This is a genomic window from Stenotrophomonas sp. GW821-FHT09E08 (assembly GCF_059416125.1).
In genome coordinates this window covers 1-19,911 of sequence record NZ_JBWKOO010000013.1, presented here as the reverse complement: position 1 = coordinate 19,911, position 19,911 = coordinate 1, and the positions used below count along the sequence as shown (strand labels likewise).

At 66.7% G+C, this 19,911-nt stretch carries 20 protein-coding genes; 2 read left to right on the top strand and 18 right to left on the bottom strand.

Annotation, left to right across the window (positions count from 1 at the left end):
• Window position 1: 1 nt before the first annotated feature.
• The 9 genes from AC07M7_RS15610 to rlmD all read right to left on the bottom strand — a co-directional run bounded on the left by AC07M7_RS15610 (window position 2) and on the right by rlmD (window position 7,333).
• Window positions 2-271: a hypothetical protein gene (locus AC07M7_RS15610; RefSeq protein ID WP_046985809.1), complete on the bottom strand. Its 270-nt coding sequence runs from the start codon at window positions 269-271 to the stop codon at window positions 2-4.
• A gap of 182 nt (window positions 272-453) precedes the next feature.
• Window positions 454-1,722 (bottom strand): FAD-dependent oxidoreductase, encoded by a 1,269-nt coding sequence (locus AC07M7_RS15605; protein WP_495207810.1) that lies wholly within the window; start codon window positions 1,720-1,722, stop codon window positions 454-456.
• 101 nt (window positions 1,723-1,823) lie between these two features.
• Window positions 1,824-2,030 carry a cold-shock protein gene (locus AC07M7_RS15600; RefSeq protein ID WP_005410590.1) on the bottom strand — a complete coding sequence of 69 codons (207 nt, stop codon included), beginning with the start codon at window positions 2,028-2,030 and terminating at the stop codon, window positions 1,824-1,826.
• An 88-nt stretch (window positions 2,031-2,118) separates the two neighbouring features.
• Window positions 2,119-2,865, bottom strand: a complete 747-nt coding sequence (locus AC07M7_RS15595) for an S-methyl-5'-thioinosine phosphorylase (protein WP_046985807.1) — start codon at window positions 2,863-2,865, stop codon at window positions 2,119-2,121.
• Between the two features lie 82 nt (window positions 2,866-2,947).
• A complete protein-coding gene (locus AC07M7_RS15590) occupies window positions 2,948-3,502 on the bottom strand; it encodes a hypoxanthine-guanine phosphoribosyltransferase (RefSeq protein WP_006382796.1) in 555 nt (184 codons plus the stop codon).
• A complete protein-coding gene (gene nagZ / locus AC07M7_RS15585; protein WP_495207809.1) occupies window positions 3,502-4,509 on the bottom strand; it encodes a beta-N-acetylhexosaminidase in 1,008 nt (335 codons plus the stop codon). Before nagZ ends, AC07M7_RS15590 begins: the two co-directional genes overlap by 1 nt.
• A 162-nt stretch (window positions 4,510-4,671) precedes the next feature.
• Complete coding sequence (locus AC07M7_RS15580; RefSeq protein ID WP_495207808.1) at window positions 4,672-5,367, bottom strand: DsbA family oxidoreductase; 696 nt, start codon at window positions 5,365-5,367, stop codon at window positions 4,672-4,674.
• Between the two features lie 112 nt (window positions 5,368-5,479).
• Complete coding sequence (locus AC07M7_RS15575) at window positions 5,480-5,965, bottom strand: CYTH domain-containing protein (protein ID WP_253079463.1); 486 nt, start codon at window positions 5,963-5,965, stop codon at window positions 5,480-5,482.
• A 33-nt stretch (window positions 5,966-5,998) separates the two neighbouring features.
• A complete protein-coding gene (gene rlmD / locus AC07M7_RS15570; RefSeq protein ID WP_495207807.1) occupies window positions 5,999-7,333 on the bottom strand; it encodes a 23S rRNA (uracil(1939)-C(5))-methyltransferase RlmD in 1,335 nt (444 codons plus the stop codon).
• A gap of 127 nt (window positions 7,334-7,460) precedes the next feature.
• On the opposite strand from rlmD, the gene AC07M7_RS15565 reads away from it, so the two are divergent.
• The gene (locus AC07M7_RS15565; RefSeq protein ID WP_046985822.1) at window positions 7,461-8,189 is read left to right on the top strand and encodes a response regulator; all 729 of its coding nucleotides are present in this window, start codon (window positions 7,461-7,463) and stop codon (window positions 8,187-8,189) included.
• A 550-nt stretch (window positions 8,190-8,739) separates the two neighbouring features.
• Here AC07M7_RS15565 and recO read toward each other — a convergent pair.
• The 9 genes from recO to rpoE all read right to left on the bottom strand — a co-directional run bounded on the left by recO (window position 8,740) and on the right by rpoE (window position 17,411).
• Window positions 8,740-9,459 (bottom strand): DNA repair protein RecO, encoded by a 720-nt coding sequence (gene recO, locus AC07M7_RS15560; RefSeq protein ID WP_046985804.1) that lies wholly within the window; start codon window positions 9,457-9,459, stop codon window positions 8,740-8,742.
• Window positions 9,460-9,477: 18 nt separating this feature from the next.
• Window positions 9,478-10,374 carry a GTPase Era gene (era, locus tag AC07M7_RS15555; RefSeq protein ID WP_495207806.1) on the bottom strand — a complete coding sequence of 299 codons (897 nt, stop codon included), beginning with the start codon at window positions 10,372-10,374 and terminating at the stop codon, window positions 9,478-9,480.
• Complete coding sequence (gene rnc / locus AC07M7_RS15550) at window positions 10,371-11,051, bottom strand: ribonuclease III (RefSeq protein WP_046985803.1); 681 nt, start codon at window positions 11,049-11,051, stop codon at window positions 10,371-10,373. Before rnc ends, era begins: the two co-directional genes overlap by 4 nt.
• Window positions 11,041-11,424, bottom strand: coding sequence for a DUF4845 domain-containing protein (locus AC07M7_RS15545; RefSeq protein ID WP_006382889.1), 384 nt, complete (start codon window positions 11,422-11,424; stop codon window positions 11,041-11,043). Before AC07M7_RS15545 ends, rnc begins: the two co-directional genes overlap by 11 nt.
• Before the next feature lie 52 nt (window positions 11,425-11,476).
• Entirely contained in the window at window positions 11,477-12,271 is a 795-nt protein-coding gene (gene lepB, locus AC07M7_RS15540; RefSeq protein WP_006382890.1) for a signal peptidase I, read from the bottom strand.
• Between the two features lie 54 nt (window positions 12,272-12,325).
• Window positions 12,326-14,119, bottom strand: coding sequence for a translation elongation factor 4 (gene lepA, locus AC07M7_RS15535; protein ID WP_046985802.1), 1,794 nt, complete (start codon window positions 14,117-14,119; stop codon window positions 12,326-12,328).
• A 180-nt stretch (window positions 14,120-14,299) separates the two neighbouring features.
• Window positions 14,300-15,838 (bottom strand): DegQ family serine endoprotease, encoded by a 1,539-nt coding sequence (locus AC07M7_RS15530; RefSeq protein ID WP_495207805.1) that lies wholly within the window; start codon window positions 15,836-15,838, stop codon window positions 14,300-14,302.
• A gap of 74 nt (window positions 15,839-15,912) precedes the next feature.
• Complete coding sequence (locus AC07M7_RS15525; RefSeq protein ID WP_495207804.1) at window positions 15,913-16,794, bottom strand: sigma-E factor negative regulatory protein; 882 nt, start codon at window positions 16,792-16,794, stop codon at window positions 15,913-15,915.
• Window positions 16,791-17,411: an RNA polymerase sigma factor RpoE gene (gene rpoE, locus AC07M7_RS15520; RefSeq protein ID WP_006383094.1), complete on the bottom strand. Its 621-nt coding sequence runs from the start codon at window positions 17,409-17,411 to the stop codon at window positions 16,791-16,793. Before rpoE ends, AC07M7_RS15525 begins: the two co-directional genes overlap by 4 nt.
• A 234-nt stretch (window positions 17,412-17,645) precedes the next feature.
• On the opposite strand from rpoE, the gene AC07M7_RS15515 reads away from it, so the two are divergent.
• Entirely contained in the window at window positions 17,646-19,709 is a 2,064-nt protein-coding gene (locus AC07M7_RS15515) for a 3-hydroxyacyl-CoA dehydrogenase NAD-binding domain-containing protein (protein ID WP_495207803.1), read from the top strand.
• Window positions 19,710-19,911 lie beyond the last annotated feature (202 nt).

Genomic DNA, 19,911 nt, shown 5'->3' with positions numbered 1-19,911 from the left:
CTCAGGCCGGGCGGATGTCCAGCTCCGGCATCACGCGGAAATCCGGCGTGTCATCGTCACGCCGCCGCGGCAGTGCCCGGATCGCCGCAAGCATCTCCTGCGCACAGGCGCGGATACGCGCGTGATGCTCCTGCGATGCGTGGCTGATCAGGCTGCCGACATGGAACTCGAACACGTCCTCCAGTACGTCGGGCTGGTCCTCGTGCAGCATCTGCAGCAGACCGCGCAGCTTGCAGATTTCCGATTCCAGCTCTTCGACCGCGAACAACATGGCGTCCTCCTCTTCAACATCGGGCGGCACATCCGGGCCGCAACAGGCTGCAACGGCAGGACCGCCCGGGCCACGCGCGATGTTGATCACGGAAAGGAAAACGGGCGACGCGACGTTTGCGTGCTCCCTTCTTGTCGCATATCCGCGGTGAGGCAACCGTTAATTCACGTGACGACGCGGCTTCACGCGAGTGCTTTTGCCGTGCTGATGCGGTGTGGCTCGGCAACATCGGCCAGTGCATCGATGAAGGCGGGATCGAGTGCCAGCGAACCGAACCAGCCGTGCTGGGTGCCGCTGAGCACACGCAGCATGCGCCCACGGCCACCGGGCAGGCGCCCCATCGGTCCCAGCAGCACGTCGCGTGCCTTCGCCCACACATCACGATCGGATTGGAACAGCGGCGTCAGCCAGCGGCTCCAGCGCTGGTATACGGCCACGTGCGCACGCCGCTGCGCCTGGTAGGCCTGCAGCGCGATCGCACCGCCGCCGTGCGCGCGCAGCGCATCACGCAGCGCCCACGCATCCAGCAGCGCCATGTTCACGCCCTGCCCCAGTTGCGGGCTCATCGCATGCGCGGCGTCACCGGCCAGCACCATCCGGCCGTGATGCCAGCGCGTCATCACTGCATCGCGATAGACCGCGCGCGCCAGCTGTCCGGCGCCCTGCAGATGCGCGAAGCGCGCACTGGCCTGCGGCCACAGCGTGTGCAGTTCATCTAGCCAGGGGGCCATGCCATCGGCCTGCCAGCGTTCGAAGTCGGCGCGTGGCAGGCTCCAGAAAAAGCTCAGCCGCGGCGTGTCGTCGCCCGGGCGGGTACCCACCGGCAGCAGCCCGATCATCTTGCGCGCAGCCACATAGCGCTGGCGCAGCTCCTGTAGATGCGGCCAATCTTCGGCCGGCAACAGGCACCACAGCGCGCCCCACGGATACACACGATCCAGCCCGGCGCCCCCCTCGATGGTGCCGCGCAGCGAAGACGCTGCGCCATCGGCAGCGATGACCAGATCGAACGGGCCGTGCTGACGCCCTTCGCTGTCGCGCAGGCGGCCGTGCTCGGCATCCACCTCGACGATGGTCGTTCCGGCATGCAACTGGCCCGCGCCGGCGCGGGCTTCATCCAGCAGCGAGAACAATGCCCCGCGCTGCATCCCCAGGCCATGCAGGCGCGCGTCCAGGCCGTCGTAGCGCATGTCCATCACCGCACGCTCGCACGGCGTATCGCCATACAGGCGATGTACCGGTGCGGCATGCGCACGCACGGCCTCGAGCAGGCCCATCTGCCACAGCACCTGCAGGCCGCTGGGCTGCAGCAGGAAGCCGGCCCCGACCGGCCCGGGCGTGGGCACACGCTCGAAGATCTCCACCTCGTGGCCGTCACGGGTGAGCAGGATGGCCAATGCCTGGCCAGCGGTGCCGTAACCAATCACGGCGATGCGCAGTCGTTCCGTCATTCCCGCATTGTGCCCGAGCCGGGCCGATGGCGAACGGATCGCAGGCGGCAATGCAAAAAAAACCCCGCCGAAGCGGGGTTTTCAACGCACTGTCGAGTGGATCACTCGGCCGGCGTGATGTTCGAAGCCTGGGCACCCTTCGGGCCCTGGGTCACGTCATAGGTGACACGCTGGCCTTCCTGCAGGCTGCGAAAGCCCTTGGAGTTGATGGCGGAGAAGTGCGCGAACACGTCGGCGCTGCCATCCTCCGGCGAGATGAAGCCAAATCCCTTGGCGTCGTTGAACCACTTGACGGTACCGTTCGGCATGGTGATGCGAGACCTTATGCAATGAATGGGTGGTGTACGCTGAACCCGCGCACAAGCTGAGTATGCAAAGCTTGCTCAGCGAAGACAATCACCCCCGTGCCAATTCGCCCACCAGTTCCGGAAGTCCGTTGCTGGCCGCCTGCACGTTGGCCAGCACTTCGGCCATCGTGATCTCCTCGCCGTCCCCACAGCCGGCAGCCCAGTTGGCGATGATCGCCAGGCAGGCGTAATCAAGCCCCAGCTCCCGTGCCAGCGCGGCTTCCGGCATACCGGTCATGCCCACCAGGTCGCAGCCATCGCGGCGCATGCGGGCGATTTCGGCGATGGTTTCCAGGCGCGGGCCCTGCGTCGCGCCGTAGCAGCCACCGTCATGGACCGTGACACCGGTCACTTTGGCCGCCGCCAGGATCTTGCTGCGCAGCATCGGAGTGTACGGATGGCCGAAATCGACGTGGAGCACGTCGCTGCCCTCTTCTTCACAGAGGGTGCTGATGCGGCCCCAGGTGTAGTCGATGATCTGGTCCGGGCAAGCCAGCACGCGCGGACCGAAGTCGTCGCCGATGCCACCCACCGTGTTCAACGCAAGCACCCGCTGCGCACCGATCTGCTGCAATGCGGCCAGGTTGGCGCGATAGTTGATCTTGTGCGGCGGCAGCGAATGGCCCTCGCCATGCCGTGCCAGGAACGCTACGCGATGGCCGAGCAGCGTGCCCACGCGTACCGGGCCGGAGGGACGACCGAAACGCGTGTCGACCTCATGGGTCTGCACGTCGTCGAGCTTGGCCAGGTTGTAGACACCGGTACCGCCGATCACGGCCAGGGCGATCTGTTGCATTCGAAGCACTCCATGAAAAGACGAACGCCGGCACCCGAGGATGCCGGCGGTGGAAGAAGACACGCCGTGGGCGGCTGCGCCGTTATTCCTTCATCGCGTAGATGGCCGGCACGCAGCGCAGGGTTTCGTTGACGTCCATGCCGAAGCCGAACACGTAGCGGTCCGGCAGTTCGATACCGGCGTAGTCGGCAACCACGTCCGGCAGCGCGCGGTCATGCTGCTTCACGGTCATCGCGGCGATGCGCACGTCGGTCGCGCCCTGCTCCAGGCACCAGGTACGCACGCCCTGCAGGGTGTAGCCTTCGTCGAGGATGTCGTCGACCAGCAACACGCGGCGGCCGAACAGCGAGGTGGCCGGCTTGTGCTTCCAGACCAGGTCGCCGCCAGTGGTTTCACCTCGGTAGCGGGTCGCGTGCAGGTAATCAAACTGCACGTCCTGGCCGCGCGCGCCCAGTTCCAGCGCCAGCTGGCCGGCAAACGGCAGCGCGCCGTGCATGATGGACAGGAACAGCGGCACCTCGCCCTTGTAATCGCGCGCGATGGCGTCGGCGATACCAGCGATGGCCTTGTCGATGGTGGGGCGGTCGACCAGCAGGTCAGCCTGGGCCAGGGCCTGGGAAATGGTGAGGTTGGGCATCAGACGGTTCTTCCAAGGGTTTCAAGCAAATGGGATTGGGTGTCACCATGGCGGGCATCGGCCAACAGGCCGTCCCAACCAAGCGCGCCGCGACCGAGCAGGCCCAGCAGCGCAGCAGTATTCAGGGAGCGTCCCTGCACCGCATGCAGGGCTTCATCGACCAGTTCCGGATGGCAGACCAGCACCACGTCGCAGCCGGCATCCAGGTGCGCATGCACGCGTGCCGGCACACCACCGGCACTGTGCGAAGCGGCCATGCCGATGTCGTCGGAGAACACTACGCCGCGGAAGCCGAGCTCGCCACGCAGGACGTCCTGGATCCAACGCGGCGAGTAGCCAGCGGGTTCCGGTGCCACCTGCGGATAGATCACGTGCGCCATCATCACCGCGTCAGCGCCTGCGGCGATGCCGGCCTGGAACGGCACCAGGTCCTGCGCGCGCAGCTCGTCCAGCGCGCGCGGATCGATCGCGGTATCGACGTGGGTATCTTCCAGCACGGTGCCGTGGCCGGGGAAATGCTTGAGCGTGGCGGCCATGCCGACCGCGTGCATGCCACGCACGTACGCTGCGGTGAACGCCGCCACCACGTGCGGGTCTTCACTGAAGGCACGGTTGCCGATGGCGCGGTTGCCACGACCAAGGTCGACCACCGGCGCAAAGCTGAGGTCCAGGCCGCTGGCACGCACTTCGCTGGCCATCAGCCAGGCATGCTGTTCGGCCAGGGCCAGCGCCTGCTGCGGATCGGTGGCGTACAGCGCACCGATGTCCTGCAGCGGCGGCAGCTCGCTGTAGCCTTCGCGGAAACGCTGCACACGGCCGCCTTCCTGGTCCACGCAGATCAGCTGCGGGCGCGGGGCGGCGGCACGGATCGCCGCGCTCAGATCGGTCACCTGCTGGCGCGAGGCGAAGTTGCGCTTGAACAGCACCACCCCGGCCACGGCATCGTGCTGCAGCCAGTCACGCTCCTGGGCAGTCAGTTCGGTGCCGGCAACGCCGATCAGCAGCATGGTCAATCTCCACAACGCGCGCCAGCATGGCGCAGTGCCGCATTGTCGCAGAACCGGCCGACAGGCGCAGTGGTCAGAAAAGGGGACGGAGGGGATTAAGTCGCAATCGGCCCCTACGGGCTGGATACGTCTTAATTCCCTCCGTCCCCTTTTGGAGTGCGCTCAGACCTTGCAGCCGTCCGGGCCGCAGGCCTCGTCTCCGTCAGCCGAAGCTGCCGGAGCGCCCTGTTCGGCAGCGATCTGGCGCAGCGCGTTGGCGAAGGCCTCCGGCGGCTGTGCCCCGGAAATGGCCCACTTTCCATCGATGACGAAGGTCGGCACCGAGGAAATGCCCAGCGCATGGGCCTGCGCCAGCTTGGCTTCGACCTCGGCCAGGCCGCAGTCGGAGGCCAGCATCTGCGCGATTTCACCAGCGTCGAGGCCGCCAGCCACGCCGGCCTTGATCAGCACCGGAGGGTCCGCCAGGTTCTGGCCATGCTCGAAGTGGGCGCGGAACAGCGCTTCGCCGACCGCATCCTGCACGCCGTGCTGGCCGGCCAGCCACAGCACCCGGTGCGCCGGCAGCGTGGTCACCCGCATCTGGCCCTGGCCGAAATCCATCGGCAGGCCTTCTGCACGCGCAGTGGTCTGGGTCTGGCCGAGGATCTGCTCGGTGCGCTCGACGCCACCGAACTTGCGCACGTAGGCCTCGCGCAGCGGGACCGGGGTGGCGTCCGCGTCCGGGTCCAGCTGGAACGGCTGCCAATGGATGTCGAGTTCAGGCGCGTTCGCGCCCAGCAACTGCACACCCTGCTGGAAACGATGCTTGCCAATCCAGCACCACGGGCAGACCACGTCGGAGTAGATGTCGATTCTCATCCTTTCCACATGGGGGCCGACACCCTCGATAAAAGGGGACGGAGGGGATTAAGTCGCTTTCCGCACAGATGGGGTAAAGGCGGCTTAATCCCCTCCGTCCCCTTTTCAGGGTTCACCACTGTGAATAGGGGTGGTTGGCGAGCGCGACGTTGTAGTAGCGGGCGTCGTCGGTGACTTCGTTACCAACCCAGTCCGGCAGGTCGATAGCCTGGTCAGCGCTGTCCAGCTCAACCTCAGCCACCACCAGGCCGGCGTTGTCGCCGAGGAACTCGTCCACTTCCCAGGTCAGGCCGGCGTATTCGACCAGATGGCGGCGCTTGTCGATCAGGCCACCCACGCACAGCGCCAGCAGTGCGCGGGCATCGTCCACCGGGATCGGATAGTCGAACTCCTGGCGGGTGTGGCCGATGGTGCGCGACTTCAGGTTCAGCGCGGCATGGTCGCCTTCGATGCGCACGCGCACCGAGGCGTTCTGTGTGCCGCGATCGAGCGCGCCCAGGTCGTTGATGTACCCCTGCGCCATCGGGATGACCCGGTGCGCGGCGGCGCGCCAGCCGTCGCTGCTGACGAGGAATTTGCGTTCGATTTCGATGCCCATCGCGCCATTATGCGCGATGGGCATGACAGCCGTTCAGCGCTTCTCGAACACCGCGATGCTTTCCACGTGCGCGGTATGCGGGAACATGTCCATGGCGCCGGCGCTGACCAGGGTGAAGCCCTGCTCGTTGACCAGGTAGCCGGCATCGCGTGCCAGCGAGCCCGGGTGGCAGCTGACATAGACGATGCGCTTGAACTGCTTCAACGGCAGCTGCTGCAGCACTTCGATCGCACCCGAACGCGGCGGATCCAGCAGCAGCTTGTCGAAGCCCTGGCGCATCCACGACGTGCTGCGCTGGTCCTGGGTCAGATCAGCGCTGAAGAACTGGGCATTGGCCAGGCCGTTGCGTTCGGCATTCTCACGGGCGCGGGCGACAAGGCCGGCATCGCCTTCGACACCCACCACTTCGCGCACGCGGCGGGCCAGCGGCAGGGTGAAATTGCCCAGGCCGCAGAACAGGTCCAGCACGCGCTCATCCTCGCCGGGCTCCAGCAGGTCGAGGGCATGGGCGATCATCTTCTCGTTGAGCTTGGCGTTGACCTGGATGAAGTCCAGCGGACGGAACGCCAGCTCCACGTCCCACGGCGCCAGCCGGAACGACAGCGGCACGCCCTGCCCGTCCAGCGGCTGCACGGTATCCACGCCACCGGACTGCAGGTAGATCACGAAGCCATGCTGCTGGCCAAAGGCGGCCCAGGCAGCACGGTCGGCATCGCTCAAGGGCTGCAGGTGGCGCACGGTCAGCACCACGGCCTGGTCACCGGCGATGAATTCGATCTGCGGGATGTCGCGCTTGCCATCGAGCGACTCGATGAAGGTCGACAATGCCTCGACCTTGGTACCGATTTCCGGGATCACGGTCAGGCACTGGCTGAGATCGGCAACGAAGCGCGGATCCCGTTCACGGAAGCCGACCAGGGTCTTGTCCTTCTTCTCGACCCGGCGCACCGAGAAGCGGCCCTTGCGGCGGTAGCCCCAGCTCTCGCCGACCAGCGGCGCCAGCACGGTGCCCGGCTTCACATGGCCGATCCGCTCCAGGTTGTCCATCAGCACGCGCTGCTTGGCGACGATCTGCTGGTCTTCGTCCAGGTGCTGCAGCACGCAGCCAGCGCAGGTGCCGAAGTGCGGACACTTCGGGGTGACGCGCTGCGGCGAGGCCTTCAGCACTTCCACCGTACGCGCTTCGTCGAAATGGCGGCTGCGGGCGGTCTGTTCAGCCATGACCACCTCACCCGGCAGGGCGCCGCTGACGAAGGTGACCTTGCCACCCTCGCCTTCACGGCGGGCGACGCCGCGACCATCATGGCTGAGGTCGAGGATTTCGGTCTGGAACGGGGTACGGTCGATGCGGGAACGGGATCGGGCCACGTGGCGACAGGCTGCGGGCAAAAATGGGCGCGTATTGTCGCAGATCCTGACCGGCAGGGTCCGGACCCGCTTGCGCCCGCCGCCGCCGTGCTTGATGATTACAGCAGCTGACATGGAGGCAGCCCTGATGCAGATGACCCCGCGGGCCAGCCGGCCCCGCTTCCTGCTTGTCGAGGACGACATCATCAGCCGCGGTTTTTTCAAAGCGGCGTTGGAAACGTTACCGGCGGACGTGGACACCGCAGACTCGTTGGCCAGTGCCCTGGCCAGCGCCGAGCCCGGCGCGCATGATCTGTGGCTGATCGACGTCAACCTGCCTGACGGCAACGGTGCGCAGCTGTTGCGCGAACTGCGCCGTTCACACCCCGATACGCCGGCGTTGGCGCATACCGCCGACGGTGATACCTCCATTCATGCCCGCCTGCGCGAGGCCGGGTTCAGCGACACCCTGGTCAAGCCACTGGGCCGCGACCAGTTGCTGAAGGCCGTGCGGCGCGCCCTGGTCAACAGCCCCGCCGGGATCGTCATGGCACAGGTGCCGGCGGCGGTCGAGCTGCAGGTCCAGGACTGGGATGAGACGGCGGCGCTGGCCGCGCTCAATGGCCAGCGCAACCATTTGATCGCCCTGCGCGAGTTGTTCCTGGCCGAATTGCCGGGCGTGCGCGATGCGGTCGAGCAGGCGGTGGACCAGCACGACGAGCGCCAGCTGCGCAGCCAATTGCACCGGTTGCAGGCAAGCTGCGGCTTCGTGGGCGCGGCACGCCTGGCCCGTGCGGTGCGCCAGTTGCATCATGCGCCGGAGTCCGGGCAGGCCCAGGCGGGGTTCCGCGACGCGGTAGCTGCCCTGCTGCATTGAGGGTCGCTCGGCAGGGCTGCGCCCTGCACCTGCCGAAGCTTCAAGCCAGGGCAACGTCAAAGGCCAGAGCCAGAGCGGCTCTGGCTTTCTGCTTGTTGGGCGGGGCGGTGTGGGTTGGCAGGACACGCCGTAAACCCGTCCATGGGGGCTCGATGGCGCCATCCATGGCGCCAACGGTCCTGCCAACCCACACCGCCCCACCCCCGACAAATTTCCGGTGACGGCTGGTAGATCCACACCGTGCGTGGATGAATTTCTGTCAGATATCGAAATTCAAACTGGGGTCAGATCCGTTTTCCTTCGGAAAACGGATCTGACCCCATGCCATTCCGACAGATCGCGGGAATCTGTCGAAGGCGGAGTGGGTCCGGTTGCGGGAGTGTCCGCGGCATGGATGCCGCGGCCAAGCCCCCATGGACGGGTTCACGGCGTCTCCCGCAACCGGACCCACCCCGCCATCCCACGGAATGCACGCTGTTGCTGTTGCTCTGGCTCGTGCCTTGGCCTTGGCCTCGGCAGGTGCAGGGCTGCAAGCCCTGCCAAACACCCCTCAACGCCTGGGAGCGAGCTGCTCTAGCATTTCCCAGGACTTCAGTCCCCGCGGCCCGAGGTGATGGGCCAGCACCCGCCGCATCGGCAGGCGCAGGCTCGCCAGGTCGGCGGCATCAGGCTCTTCATCGGCGGCCAGCGCCAGCAGCGCCGAGCCGGTCGCGGCTGCGCGGCGTTCGCCACCGCGCTCGCTCAGCAGGCGCTGCGCGCCTTCCTGTGGGTCCAGTTCGTAGCGCGCGGCCGGGTCGATCGGCTGACCGTCGCTGGCACTGTCCAGCTCAAAACCCAGGCCCAGTGCGGTCAGCAGCTCGCGTTCGAACCGGCGCAGAGTCCAGGCCAGGCCCGCCCCCACTCCCAGTCGCGCACGCGCTTCGCCGTAGGCCAGGTACAGTTCCGGCAGCGGGTCCTGGCGCGGGGCCAGGCGCAGGGTCAGCTCACTCAGGTAGAAGCCGGCCAGCATCGCCTGGCCAACCAGACGCGGTGCCGCGTCCAGCGCCTCGGCGCCACGCAGCTGGGCCAACTCACCGCGCTGCAATGCGCTGAAGCGGATCCACTGCAGTGGTTGCAGGGCGGCGCGCAGCACCTGGCCCTTGGCAGTGGACACACCGCGCGCGAGCAGGCCGATGCGGCCATGCTGCGCGCTCAATACCTCGACCAGCAGGCTGGTCTCACGGTAGGCCCGTGCATGCAGCACGAAGCCGGTATCGTCCTCGATCAGCATCGAAGCGACCGTTCCGGGTTACTCGTAACCGAAGGCCTTCAGTGCGGCCTCGTCGTCGGACCAGCCTTCACGCACGCGTACCCAGGTTTCCAGGAACACCTTGGCCCCGAACAGACGCTCCATCTGCAGGCGGGACTTGGCCCCGATCTCCTTCAGGCGGGTACCACCCTTGCCAATCACGATGGCCTTCTGGCCCTCGCGCTCGACCCAGATCACCGCACCGATGCGCAGCAGGTTGCCATCTTCGGTGAAGCGTTCGATTTCCACGGTGGTGGCATACGGCAGCTCTTCGCCCAACTGGCGCATCAACTGTTCACGCACCAGCTCACCGGCCAGGAAGCGCTGGCTGCGGTCGGTGATCTCGTCTTCGCCGAACATCGGCGGCGCTTCCGGCAGCAGTGCCAGCACGTCGCGCACCAGGGCTTCCAGGCCGTTGCGCTTCTGCGCCGAGATCGGATGCACGGACGAGAAATCGCGGCCGGCCGTGACTTCCTGCAGGAACGGCAGCAGCGCCCCCTTGTCCTTCAGCCGGTCGATCTTGTTGACCACCAGCACCACCGGGATGCCGGCGTCGCGCAGCACATTGAAGGCCAGACTGTCTTCTTCGTCCCAACGACCCGCTTCGATCACCAGCAGGCCGGCGTCGACGCCTTCCAGCGAGCCGCGCGCGGCGCGGTTCATCACCCGGTTCATCGCCCGCTTCTGCACCTTGTGCAGGCCGGGGGTGTCGACCAGCACCAGCTGGCCTTCCGGATAGGTGGCGATGCCCAGCAGGCGATGGCGCGTGGTCTGCGGACGGTTGGAGACGATGCTGACCTTGGCGCCGACCAGGGCATTGGTCAGGGTCGACTTGCCCACGTTCGGGCGGCCGATGACGGCCAGGCTGCCGCAATGATGGGGAGTTTGTTCGCTCACTTGGAATCCAGTTGTTCTAGGACGGCCGCAGCCGCCTGTTGTTCGGCAAGCCGCCGCGAGGCGCCTTCGCCCTCGGTGCTGGCGGCCGGGTCGGCTACGATGCAGCGTACCCGGAAGTGTTTGGCATGGTCGTCACCGGATTCTGACACCAGTTCATACTGCGGCAACGCCTTCTGTCGGGCCTGCAGCCATTCCTGCAGGCGGGTCTTGGGGTCCTTCTCGGGCCGGCCGGAGGCCGGCAATGCCTCGATCGAAGCGCTGAACCAGGGCAGTACCACTGCCCGGCAGGCCTCGAAGCCAGCATCCAGGTAGATCGCGGCCACCACGGCTTCCACCGCGTCGGCCAGGATCGAGTCGCGACGATGACCGCCGGACTTCATTTCGCCCGGCCCCAGGGTCAGCCGTTCGCCCAGTTCCAGGGTGCGCCCGATCACCGCCAGCGCGCCTTCACGCACCAGCTCGGCACGGGCACGGGTCATCGCGCCTTCGTCAGCCTTGGGCCAGCGCTGGTACAACGCCTCGGCCGCCATCATGTTGACGATGCTGTCGCCGAGGAACTCCAGGCGCTCGTTGTGCGGCGCACCGGCACTGCGATGCGTCAGCGCCTGCTTGAGCAGGGCCGGATCGCTGAAGGCATGACCGATCAGGTCGCCACGTTGGATGAATTTACTGGGCACCGCTTCGTGTCAGGTCCTGGGAAGAATCGAATTTGCCAACCACATCGAGGTTGCCGACCAGCGGCCGGCGCACTTCGTAGTTGACCTTGAGGGTCCAGCCATTGTCGCGACGATCAAACTTGACGTTGGCCGGCTTCACGTTGTCCGAGTAGTTGATGTACAGGCGCTTGAAGAACAGGTCCTGGATCCGCGACGGCTCCATGCTGCCCACGCCCGGCTCGTTGGCCAGACTCTTCATCGCCGAGCGCACCGCGTAGTACTCCTGGTACATCGGGAACAGTTTCATGCCGATGTAGAGGAAGAAACCGACCACGATCAGGACCGCCAGGAACGAGGTCAGGGTCATGCCACGCTGCGTGTTCATCGTCTTCATTGCGTTCTCCCCAGATACGCGTTGGATGTGAAAATACTCAGTTGATGCCCGATCAGTTGATGCTCGAACCGATCCGCGACGGCTCGAAGCCATCCTTGCAGAACCAGCCCTGGCAGTTGAGCCAGATCAGGAATGCCTTGCCGCGCAGGTTCTCTTCCGGCAGCAGGCCCCAGAAACGACCATCGTCGCTGTTGTCGCGGTTGTCGCCCATCACCAGGTACTTGCCGGCAGGCACGGTCCACTGGCCCTGGCCGCGCGGATAGTCGGTCTCCAGCACGGTATGGGTACGGCCCGGGAGGTGCTCGACCAGCAGGTTGGCACCTTCGCCCTGGCCCTTGTGGCCGGCGTAGATACCCTTGTTGTCGTACTTCAGCGGCTCGCCGTTGAGGATCACGCCGTCGCCTTCGAAGACCACGGTGTCGCCCGGCACGCCGATCACGCGCTTGATGAAGTTCTCGCCCTTGGCCGGATCCTGGTCGCTGTGGCCCGGGAAGTGGAACACCACCACGTCACCGCGCGACGGTTCACCGACCGGCACGAACTTGGTGTTGCTGATCGGCAGGCGCAGGCCATAGGAGAACTTGTTGACCAGGATGAAGTCGCCGATCAGCAGGTTCGGCATCATCGAGCTGGACGGAATCTTGTACGGCTCGGCGATGAAGCTGCGCACGATCAGCACGATCGCCAGCACCGGGAAGAACGCGCGCGAGTAGTCCACCAGCACCGGCTCGGAATCGAGCAGGCCCGCGCGCTGGGCGCGGCGCTTGGCGAGATACAGCTTGTCCGCGAGCAGGATCAGGCCCGAGGACAGGGTCAGCACGACCAGGAGGATCTCAAACAGTTTCATTCAGGGTCCTTTGCAACGTCACCAGACGACCGGCCCCGCAGGGCCGGTGCGGGCTTACTTGTTGTCCATCTGCAGCACGGCCAGGAACGCTTCCTGCGGGATCTCCACACGGCCGACCTGCTTCATGCGCTTCTTGCCTTCCTTCTGCTTTTCCAGAAGCTTCTTCTTGCGCGAAACGTCGCCACCATAGCACTTGGCCAGCACGTTCTTGCGCATGGCCTTGACCGTGGTACGGGCGATGATCTGCGAGCCGACGGCAGCCTGGATGGCCACGTCGAACTGCTGGCGCGGGATCAGGTCCTTCATCTTCTCGCACAGCTCGCGGCCGCGGCGGTCGGCGTGACTGCGGTGCACGATCAGCGACAGCGCATCGACCTTGTCACCGTTGATCAGCACGTCCACGCGCACGAACGGGCCGGCATCGAAGCGCACGAAGTGATAGTCCAGCGACGCATAGCCGCGGCTGACCGACTTCAGCTTGTCGAAGAAGTCCAGCACCACTTCGGCCATCGGCAGCTCATAGCTGATCTGCACCTGGCTGCCCAGGTAGTTGATGCCGATCTGGCTGCCACGCTTTTCTTCGCACAGCTTGATGATGTTGCCGATGTACTCCTCGGGGGTGAGCACGTTGGCGCGGATGATCGGCTCGCGGATCTCCTCGACATGGTTCACCGGCGGCAGCTTGGCCGGGTTGTCCATGTTGATGATGGTGCCGTCGGTCTTCAGTACCTCGTACACCACCGTCGGCGCGGTGCTGATCAGGTCCAGGTTGTACTCGCGCTCCAGGCGCTCCTGCACGATCTCCATGTGCAGCATGCCGAGGAAGCCGCAACGGAAACCGAAGCCCATTGCTTCGGAGCTTTCCGGCTCGAAGCGCAGCGCAGCATCGTTCAGGCGCAGCTTGTCCAGCGCTTCGCGCAGGTCCGGGTAGTCTTCGGCATCGACCGGGAACAGGCCGGCGAACACGCGCGGCTGCATTTCCTGGAAACCCGGCAGCGGCTTCGGCGCCGGGTCGGCGGCCAGGGTCAGGGTGTCACCGACCGGCGCACCATGCACGTCCTTGATGCTGGCGGTGACCCAACCCACTTCACCGGCGCGCAGCGCCGGCAGCACCTTGCGCTTCGGGGTGAACACACCGACGTTGTCGACCTGGTGGTTGCGGCCGGTGGACATCACCTGCAGCTTGTCACCGGCCTTGATCTCACCCTGCATCACGCGCACCAGCGAGACCACGCCCAGGTAATTGTCGAACCAGGAGTCGATGATCAGCGCCTGCAGCTTGTCAGTGTCACGCGGCTTCGGCGGCGGGATGCGGTGCACGATGGCTTCCAGCACGTCCTGCACGTTCAGGCCGGTCTTGGCGCTGACCGGCACGGCGTCGGCGGCATCGATGCCGATCACGGCCTCGATCTCGGCCTTGGCGCGCTCGATGTCGGCGGTGGGCAGGTCGATCTTGTTGATCACCGGCACCACTTCCAGGCCCTGCTCGACGGCGGTGTAGCAGTTGGCCACCGATTGCGCTTCCACGCCCTGGGCGGCGTCGACCACCAGCAGCGCGCCTTCGCAGGCGGCCAGCGAGCGGCTGACTTCATAGGAGAAGTCGACGTGGCCCGGGGTGTCGATGAAATTCAGGTGGTAGGTCTGCCCATCCTTGGCCAGGTATGGCAGCGACACCGACTGTGCCTTGATGGTGATGCCACGCTCGCGCTCGATCGGGTTGGAGTCGAGCACCTGCGCTTCCATCTCGCGGGCCTGGAGGCCGCCGCAGAGCTGGATGATGCGGTCGGCCAGCGTGGACTTGCCGTGGTCGACGTGGGCGATGATGGAGAAGTTGCGGATGTTCCGCATCGAATCAGAAGACATAGGTGGCGGCGGCGCGCGGCGTCGTCAGGGTAACGGTCGATTATCGCACGCCCGGGGCCCGGTCGCGAAAACGGCCTCATCGGGCCGGGTCCGGAATGCCCGAAGCCCCGCCAGGGCGGGGCTTCGGGGGAGTCGCAATGGCCGCCAGGGCGGCCCCGGCAGGCCTTACTGGCCGGCCTTGACCGCCACGAAAGCACTGTTGCCGTTGCCGGTACGTACCAGCAGCATCACCACATCGTCCTTCTTGTAGCTGGACAGCGCGCGGTTCAGGGCATCCACGCTGCCGACCGTGGTGCGGCCGACCTGCAGGATCACCATGCCCGGCGACAGGCCCGCATCACGTGCCGCCTGGCCCTTGACCCCGGTGATGCGCACACCTTCGTTGCCGTCCAGGCCGAACTGCTTGCGCTGCGGCGCGGTCAGATCACTGACATCCAGGCCAAGCAGTGCATTGGCACCCGCCTGCGGGGCCGCATCGGGCTTCGGTCCTGCGGCCGTGCGGGCATTGCCCTGGCCGTCTTCGCTCAGCGCGGTCAGCGTGGCGCTCAGGTCACGCGGCTTGCCGTCGCGGATCACGCCCAGCGTGACCCGGCTGCCCGGCGCCATCGCACCGATCAGCGGCGGCAGGTCCGACCAGCTGTTGACCGGGCTGCCATTGACCGAGCGCACCACGTCGCCGATCTGCACGCCGGCCTTTTCCGCGGCACTGCCGGCCACGATCTGGTTGACCAGCGCGCCGCGGCTGTCCGGCAGGCCCAGGCCCTGCGCCTTCAGCGCATCGATCGGCTCAACCACCGCGCCCAGCTGGCCACGGGTGACCTTGCCACTCTTCTTGATCTGCTCGACCGCGCTCATCGCCAGGTCGATCGGAATTGCGAAGCTGATGCCCATGTAGCCGCCCGAGGCGGAGGAGAATATCTGCGAGTTGATACCGACCACTTCGCCACGGGTGTTCAGAAGCGGGCCGCCGGAGTTGCCCTGGTTGATCGCCACGTCGGTCTGGATGAACGGCACGTAGCGCTGATCGGCGCCACCGGTGCTGCGGCCAAGCGCGCTGACGATGCCGGCAGTGACCGAGTGGTCGAGGCCGAACGGCGAGCCGATTGCGACAACCCATTGGCCCGGCTTCAGGGTATTGGAATCGCCCACGCGCACGGTGGGCAGGTTCTTGCCGTCGATCTTCAGCAGGGCCACGTCGTACTGCTGGTCGCTGCCCACCACCTTGGCGTTGAATTCGCGGCTGTCACCCAGCTTGACCTTCACCTCGCTGGCGTCGGCCACCACGTGGTAGTTGGTCAGCACGTAGCCGTCGGGCGAAATGATGAAGCCCGAGCCCATGCCGCGGCCCTTGATGCTGGGGCCACCGTCCTGCCCGCCCGGCCCCTGCCCCGGCATCGGGAAGTCAGGCCCGAAGAAGCGACGGAAGAATTCCGGCATGTCATCGTCGCCGCCCATCGGGCCACGCGAGGCCTGGCGGTTGTTGCGCACGATGGTGGTGTCGACGTTGACCACGCCCGGCCCGACCTGTTCTACCAGGCGGGTGAAATCGGGCAGGCCGCTGACCAGCGGCTGCGCCGGCGCGCGCGGGGCTGCCGCAGCGGCAACCTGCGGCTGGGCGGCAGGCGGCGCTGGCTGGGCACAGGCCACCAGCGGCAGGGTCAGGGCGAACAGGCCAATGGCCTGCGTGCGGAGTCGGGGAGTCATCGGACGGCAACCTCCGGGTCGGATGGAAAGATGAATACGGGCCCCGCCGACGGCGGGGCGTGAAAGCGCCCGGCTCAGTCGCGCGGGCGCGGCGGCACCGGCAGGTCATCCTGCAGGCGCGGCTCGAACGGGTAGAACGCGGCACCACCGGCGTGGGCCGGGAAGCTGGCATTGAGCGCGCCACCGGCGGCGGGCGCCAGGCTGGAGCGCGGCCACGGTCGTGCCTGCAGGCCACCAACCTCGCCGAACGGCAGGTTGCGGCTGGCGTTGGCCGGCACGCTCGGGGTCAACGGCGCCTGCGCGGCAGCCACCGCACGCTGCGGTACATCGTCACGCTGCGCGGCACGCGCGGCCTGCTGGCTGCGGGTCGCACTGGCACGGCGGGTGTCCTGGCGGCGGCCGGCAGCGGCCATCGCCACCGCCGGGGCAGCAGCCACGGCCATCGCTGCGGTATCCACCGAGGCTTCGGTGACCGGAGCCGGGTTGCTCGGTGCCGGCGCCAGCTCGGCCTGGCTGGCGATCACCTGCGGCGCCTGCGGCTCGCCCGGCGTGGCTTCCTGCAGCTTCTCGCCGCCCATGAACAGGGCCACTGCAGCCACCGAGGCGGCCAGTGCGGCACCACCTCCCCAGGCCCGCCAGCCGCTACGCCGCACCTGGCGGCGTGGCTCGGCCTGCGGCGCGGGTTCGGCAGCGATGGCGGCGGCCACAGCGGCACCGAAGCCGGCAGGCGCCAGCAGCGAGGCCTGGCCGCGCATCACGTCGCCGAGCAGCTGCCAGCGTTCCTGGCAGCCTGCCAGTTCGGGGTCATGTTCCATGCGGCGCAGCAGGAAGCGCGCCTCATCGGCGCCCAGCTCGCCATCGACCAGGGCCGACAGCTGCTCGCGGTGGCGCTGGTCCAGGCGCTGCCCGGCAGGCGATTGATGGTTCTGCGATTCGTTGAACGGATTACTGGTCATACGCGGCTCTTCTCACGGGTGGCGCTGCCGATGTCCAACAGCGGCCGGAGTTCGGTGTCGATCGCCTCGCGCGCCCGGAAGATCCGTGAACGCACGGTGCCGATCGGGCACCCCATTTTCTGCGCGATTTCGTCGTAACTCAGTCCTTCCACCTCGCGCAGGGTGATCGCCAGCCGGAGTTCTTCCGGCAGCGCGTTGACGGCCTTCATCACCGTCTGTTCCAGCTCCTGGCGCATCAACTCGCGTTCGGGCGTGTCGGTGTCGCGCAGGCGCGTCCCGCTGTCGAACTGTTCGGCGTCGCCGATGTCGATGTCATCGGTCGGCGGGCGGCGATTGTGTGAAGCCAGGTAGTTTTTGGCGGTATTCACGGCGATTCGATGCAACCAGGTTGAGAACTGGGCATCACCACGGAAACTTCCGATCGCGCGGTAGGCACGGATGAAAGTGTCCTGGGCGACGTCCTGACATTCGCTCCAGTCGGCGATGTAGCGACCGACCAGGGCCACGACCCGATGCTGGTACTTGCGCACCAGGACATCGAAGGCGGCACTCTCGCCGTGCTGCACGCGCCGGACCAGTTCCAGATCCAGCTCCTGAGGTGTATCAACATCGGCCATGAGGGGCCGCACTCCTGTCAGCCCAACCGACGTCGGGCAATGAGACTGCCAATCCCGGGAAAAGTTCAGTCGCCGATCACCTGGCGCCGCACCAGCTTTTAACCACCGTTCCGTTAGCGTCCCGGTTCCAGGCTCTGGATCCGGGGGCTGCACCCCCTGCTATTGGGATTTGACGCGGGGGAAACAACCTCTGGATCATAGCCGCTTCTCCATACACAACCGGATGGAACGTCCATGCTCTCAGGCTTCGATGGTCTCCGCTTCAGCCACTGGCTCCCCGAGATCCGCGACGACGGCGTGGTGATCCTCTCCCTGGATCGTCAGGACAGCAGCGTCAACGCAATGTCGCAGGACGTGCTGCTGGAACTGGGCGACCTGCTTGAGCGTATCGCCATGGACCCGCCCAAGGGCGTGGTGATCCAGTCGCTGAAGAAGGCCGGTTTCATCGCCGGTGCCGACCTGAAGGAATTCCAGGAATTCGACCGCCGCGGCACCGTCAACGATGCCATCCGCCGCGGGCAGTCCACCTACCAGAAGCTGGCCGAGCTGCCCTGCCCGACCGTGGCGGCGATCCATGGCCATTGCCTGGGCGGCGGCACCGAGCTGGCGCTGGCCTGCCGCTACCGCGTGGCTTCGAATGACAGTTCGACCCGCATCGGCCTGCCGGAAACCCAGCTGGGCATCTTCCCGGGCTGGGGCGGCAGCGCGCGCCTGCCGCAGCTGGTCGGCGCCCCGGCGGCGATGGACATGATGCTGACCGGCCGCACCCTGTCGGCCTCGGCCGCGCGTGGCATTGGCCTGGTCGACAAGGTGGTGGCACCGGCGGTGGTACTCGACACCGCCGTGGCGCTGGCGCTGTCCGGCACCACCCGCCCGTTCAAGCAGCGCGCGACGGCCTGGGCCACCAACACCTGGCTGGCGCGCACGCTGCTGGCGCCGCAGATGGCCAAGCAGGTGGCACGCAAGGCAAAGAAGGACCAGTACCCCGCGCCATACGCGCTGATCAGCACCTGGCAGCGCAGCGGCGGCAAGCCGGTGCAGGCACGCCTGGATGCCGAACGTCGCGCCGTGGTGAAACTGGCCAGCACCCCCACCGCGCGCAACCTGATCCGCATCTTCTTCCTTACCGAGCGGCTGAAGGGCCTGGGTGGTGGTGATTCGGGCATCCGCCACGTGCACGTGGTCGGTGCCGGCGTGATGGGCGGCGACATTGCTGCATGGGCCGCCTACAAGGGATTCGAGGTCACCCTGCAGGACCGTGAGCAGCGTTTCATCGACCCGGCAATGGAACGCGCACAGGCGCTGTTCGCCAAGAAAGTGCGCGACGAAAGCAAGCGCCCAGCGGTGGCCGCACGCCTGCGGGCTGATCTGGAAGGCAACGGCGTGGCCGAGGCCGACCTGGTGATCGAAGCGATCATCGAGAACCCGGAAGCCAAGCGTGCGCTGTACCAGACGCTGGAACCGAAGATGAAGCAGGACGCGCTGCTGACCACCAATACTTCGTCGATTCCGCTGCTGGAGCTGCGCGACCACATCCAGCGCCCGGCGCAGTTCGCCGGCCTGCACTACTTCAACCCGGTGGCGCAGATGCCGCTGGTGGAAATCATCCACCACGACGGCATGGCGCCTGAGACCGAGCGTCGCCTGGCCGCGTTCTGCAAGGCACTGGGCAAGTTCCCGGTGCCGGTGGCCGGCAGCCCGGGCTTCCTGGTCAACCGCGTGCTGTTCCCGTACATGCTGGAAGCCGCCACCGCCTATGCCGAAGGCATCCCGGGCCCGGTGATCGACAAGGCCGCAGTGAAGTTCGGCATGCCGATGGGCCCGATCGAACTGATCGACACCGTGGGCCTGGACGTGGCCGCTGGCGTTGGCCGCGAACTGGCGCCGTTCCTGGGCCTGCAGATTCCGGCCGCGCTGCAGACGGTGGAACCGGACAAGCGCGGCAAGAAGGATGGCCAGGGCATCTACACCTGGGAGAACGGCAAGCCGAAAAAGCCGGACGTGGCCAGCGATTACCAGGCACCGGCCGATCTGGAGGACCGCCTGATCCTGCCGTTGTTGAACGAAGCCGTGGCTTGCCTGCACGAAGGCGTGGTGGCTGATGCGGACCTGCTGGATGCCGGCGTGATCTTCGGCACCGGCTTCGCACCGTTCCGTGGCGGTCCGATCCAGCACATCCGCGCGGAGGGTGCCGACGCGATCGTCGAGCGGCTGAAGGCACTGCAGCAGCGCCACGGCGACCGTTTCGCCCCGCGCCCGGGCTGGGACAACCCCGCCCTGCGCGAACCGGTGGTGTGAGTTGATCGGCCGGGCCTGCGGCCCGGCACCTGCAGAGGCAACAGCAACAGCAACAGCAACAGCAGCAGCCAAAGCCAGAGCCGGAGCAACAGCCGGCTCTGGCTTTTCTGTTTGTTGGGCGGGGTGGTGTGGGCTTGCAGGACACGCCGTAAACCCGTCCATGGGGGCTCGATGGCGCCATCCATGGCGCCAACGGTCCTGC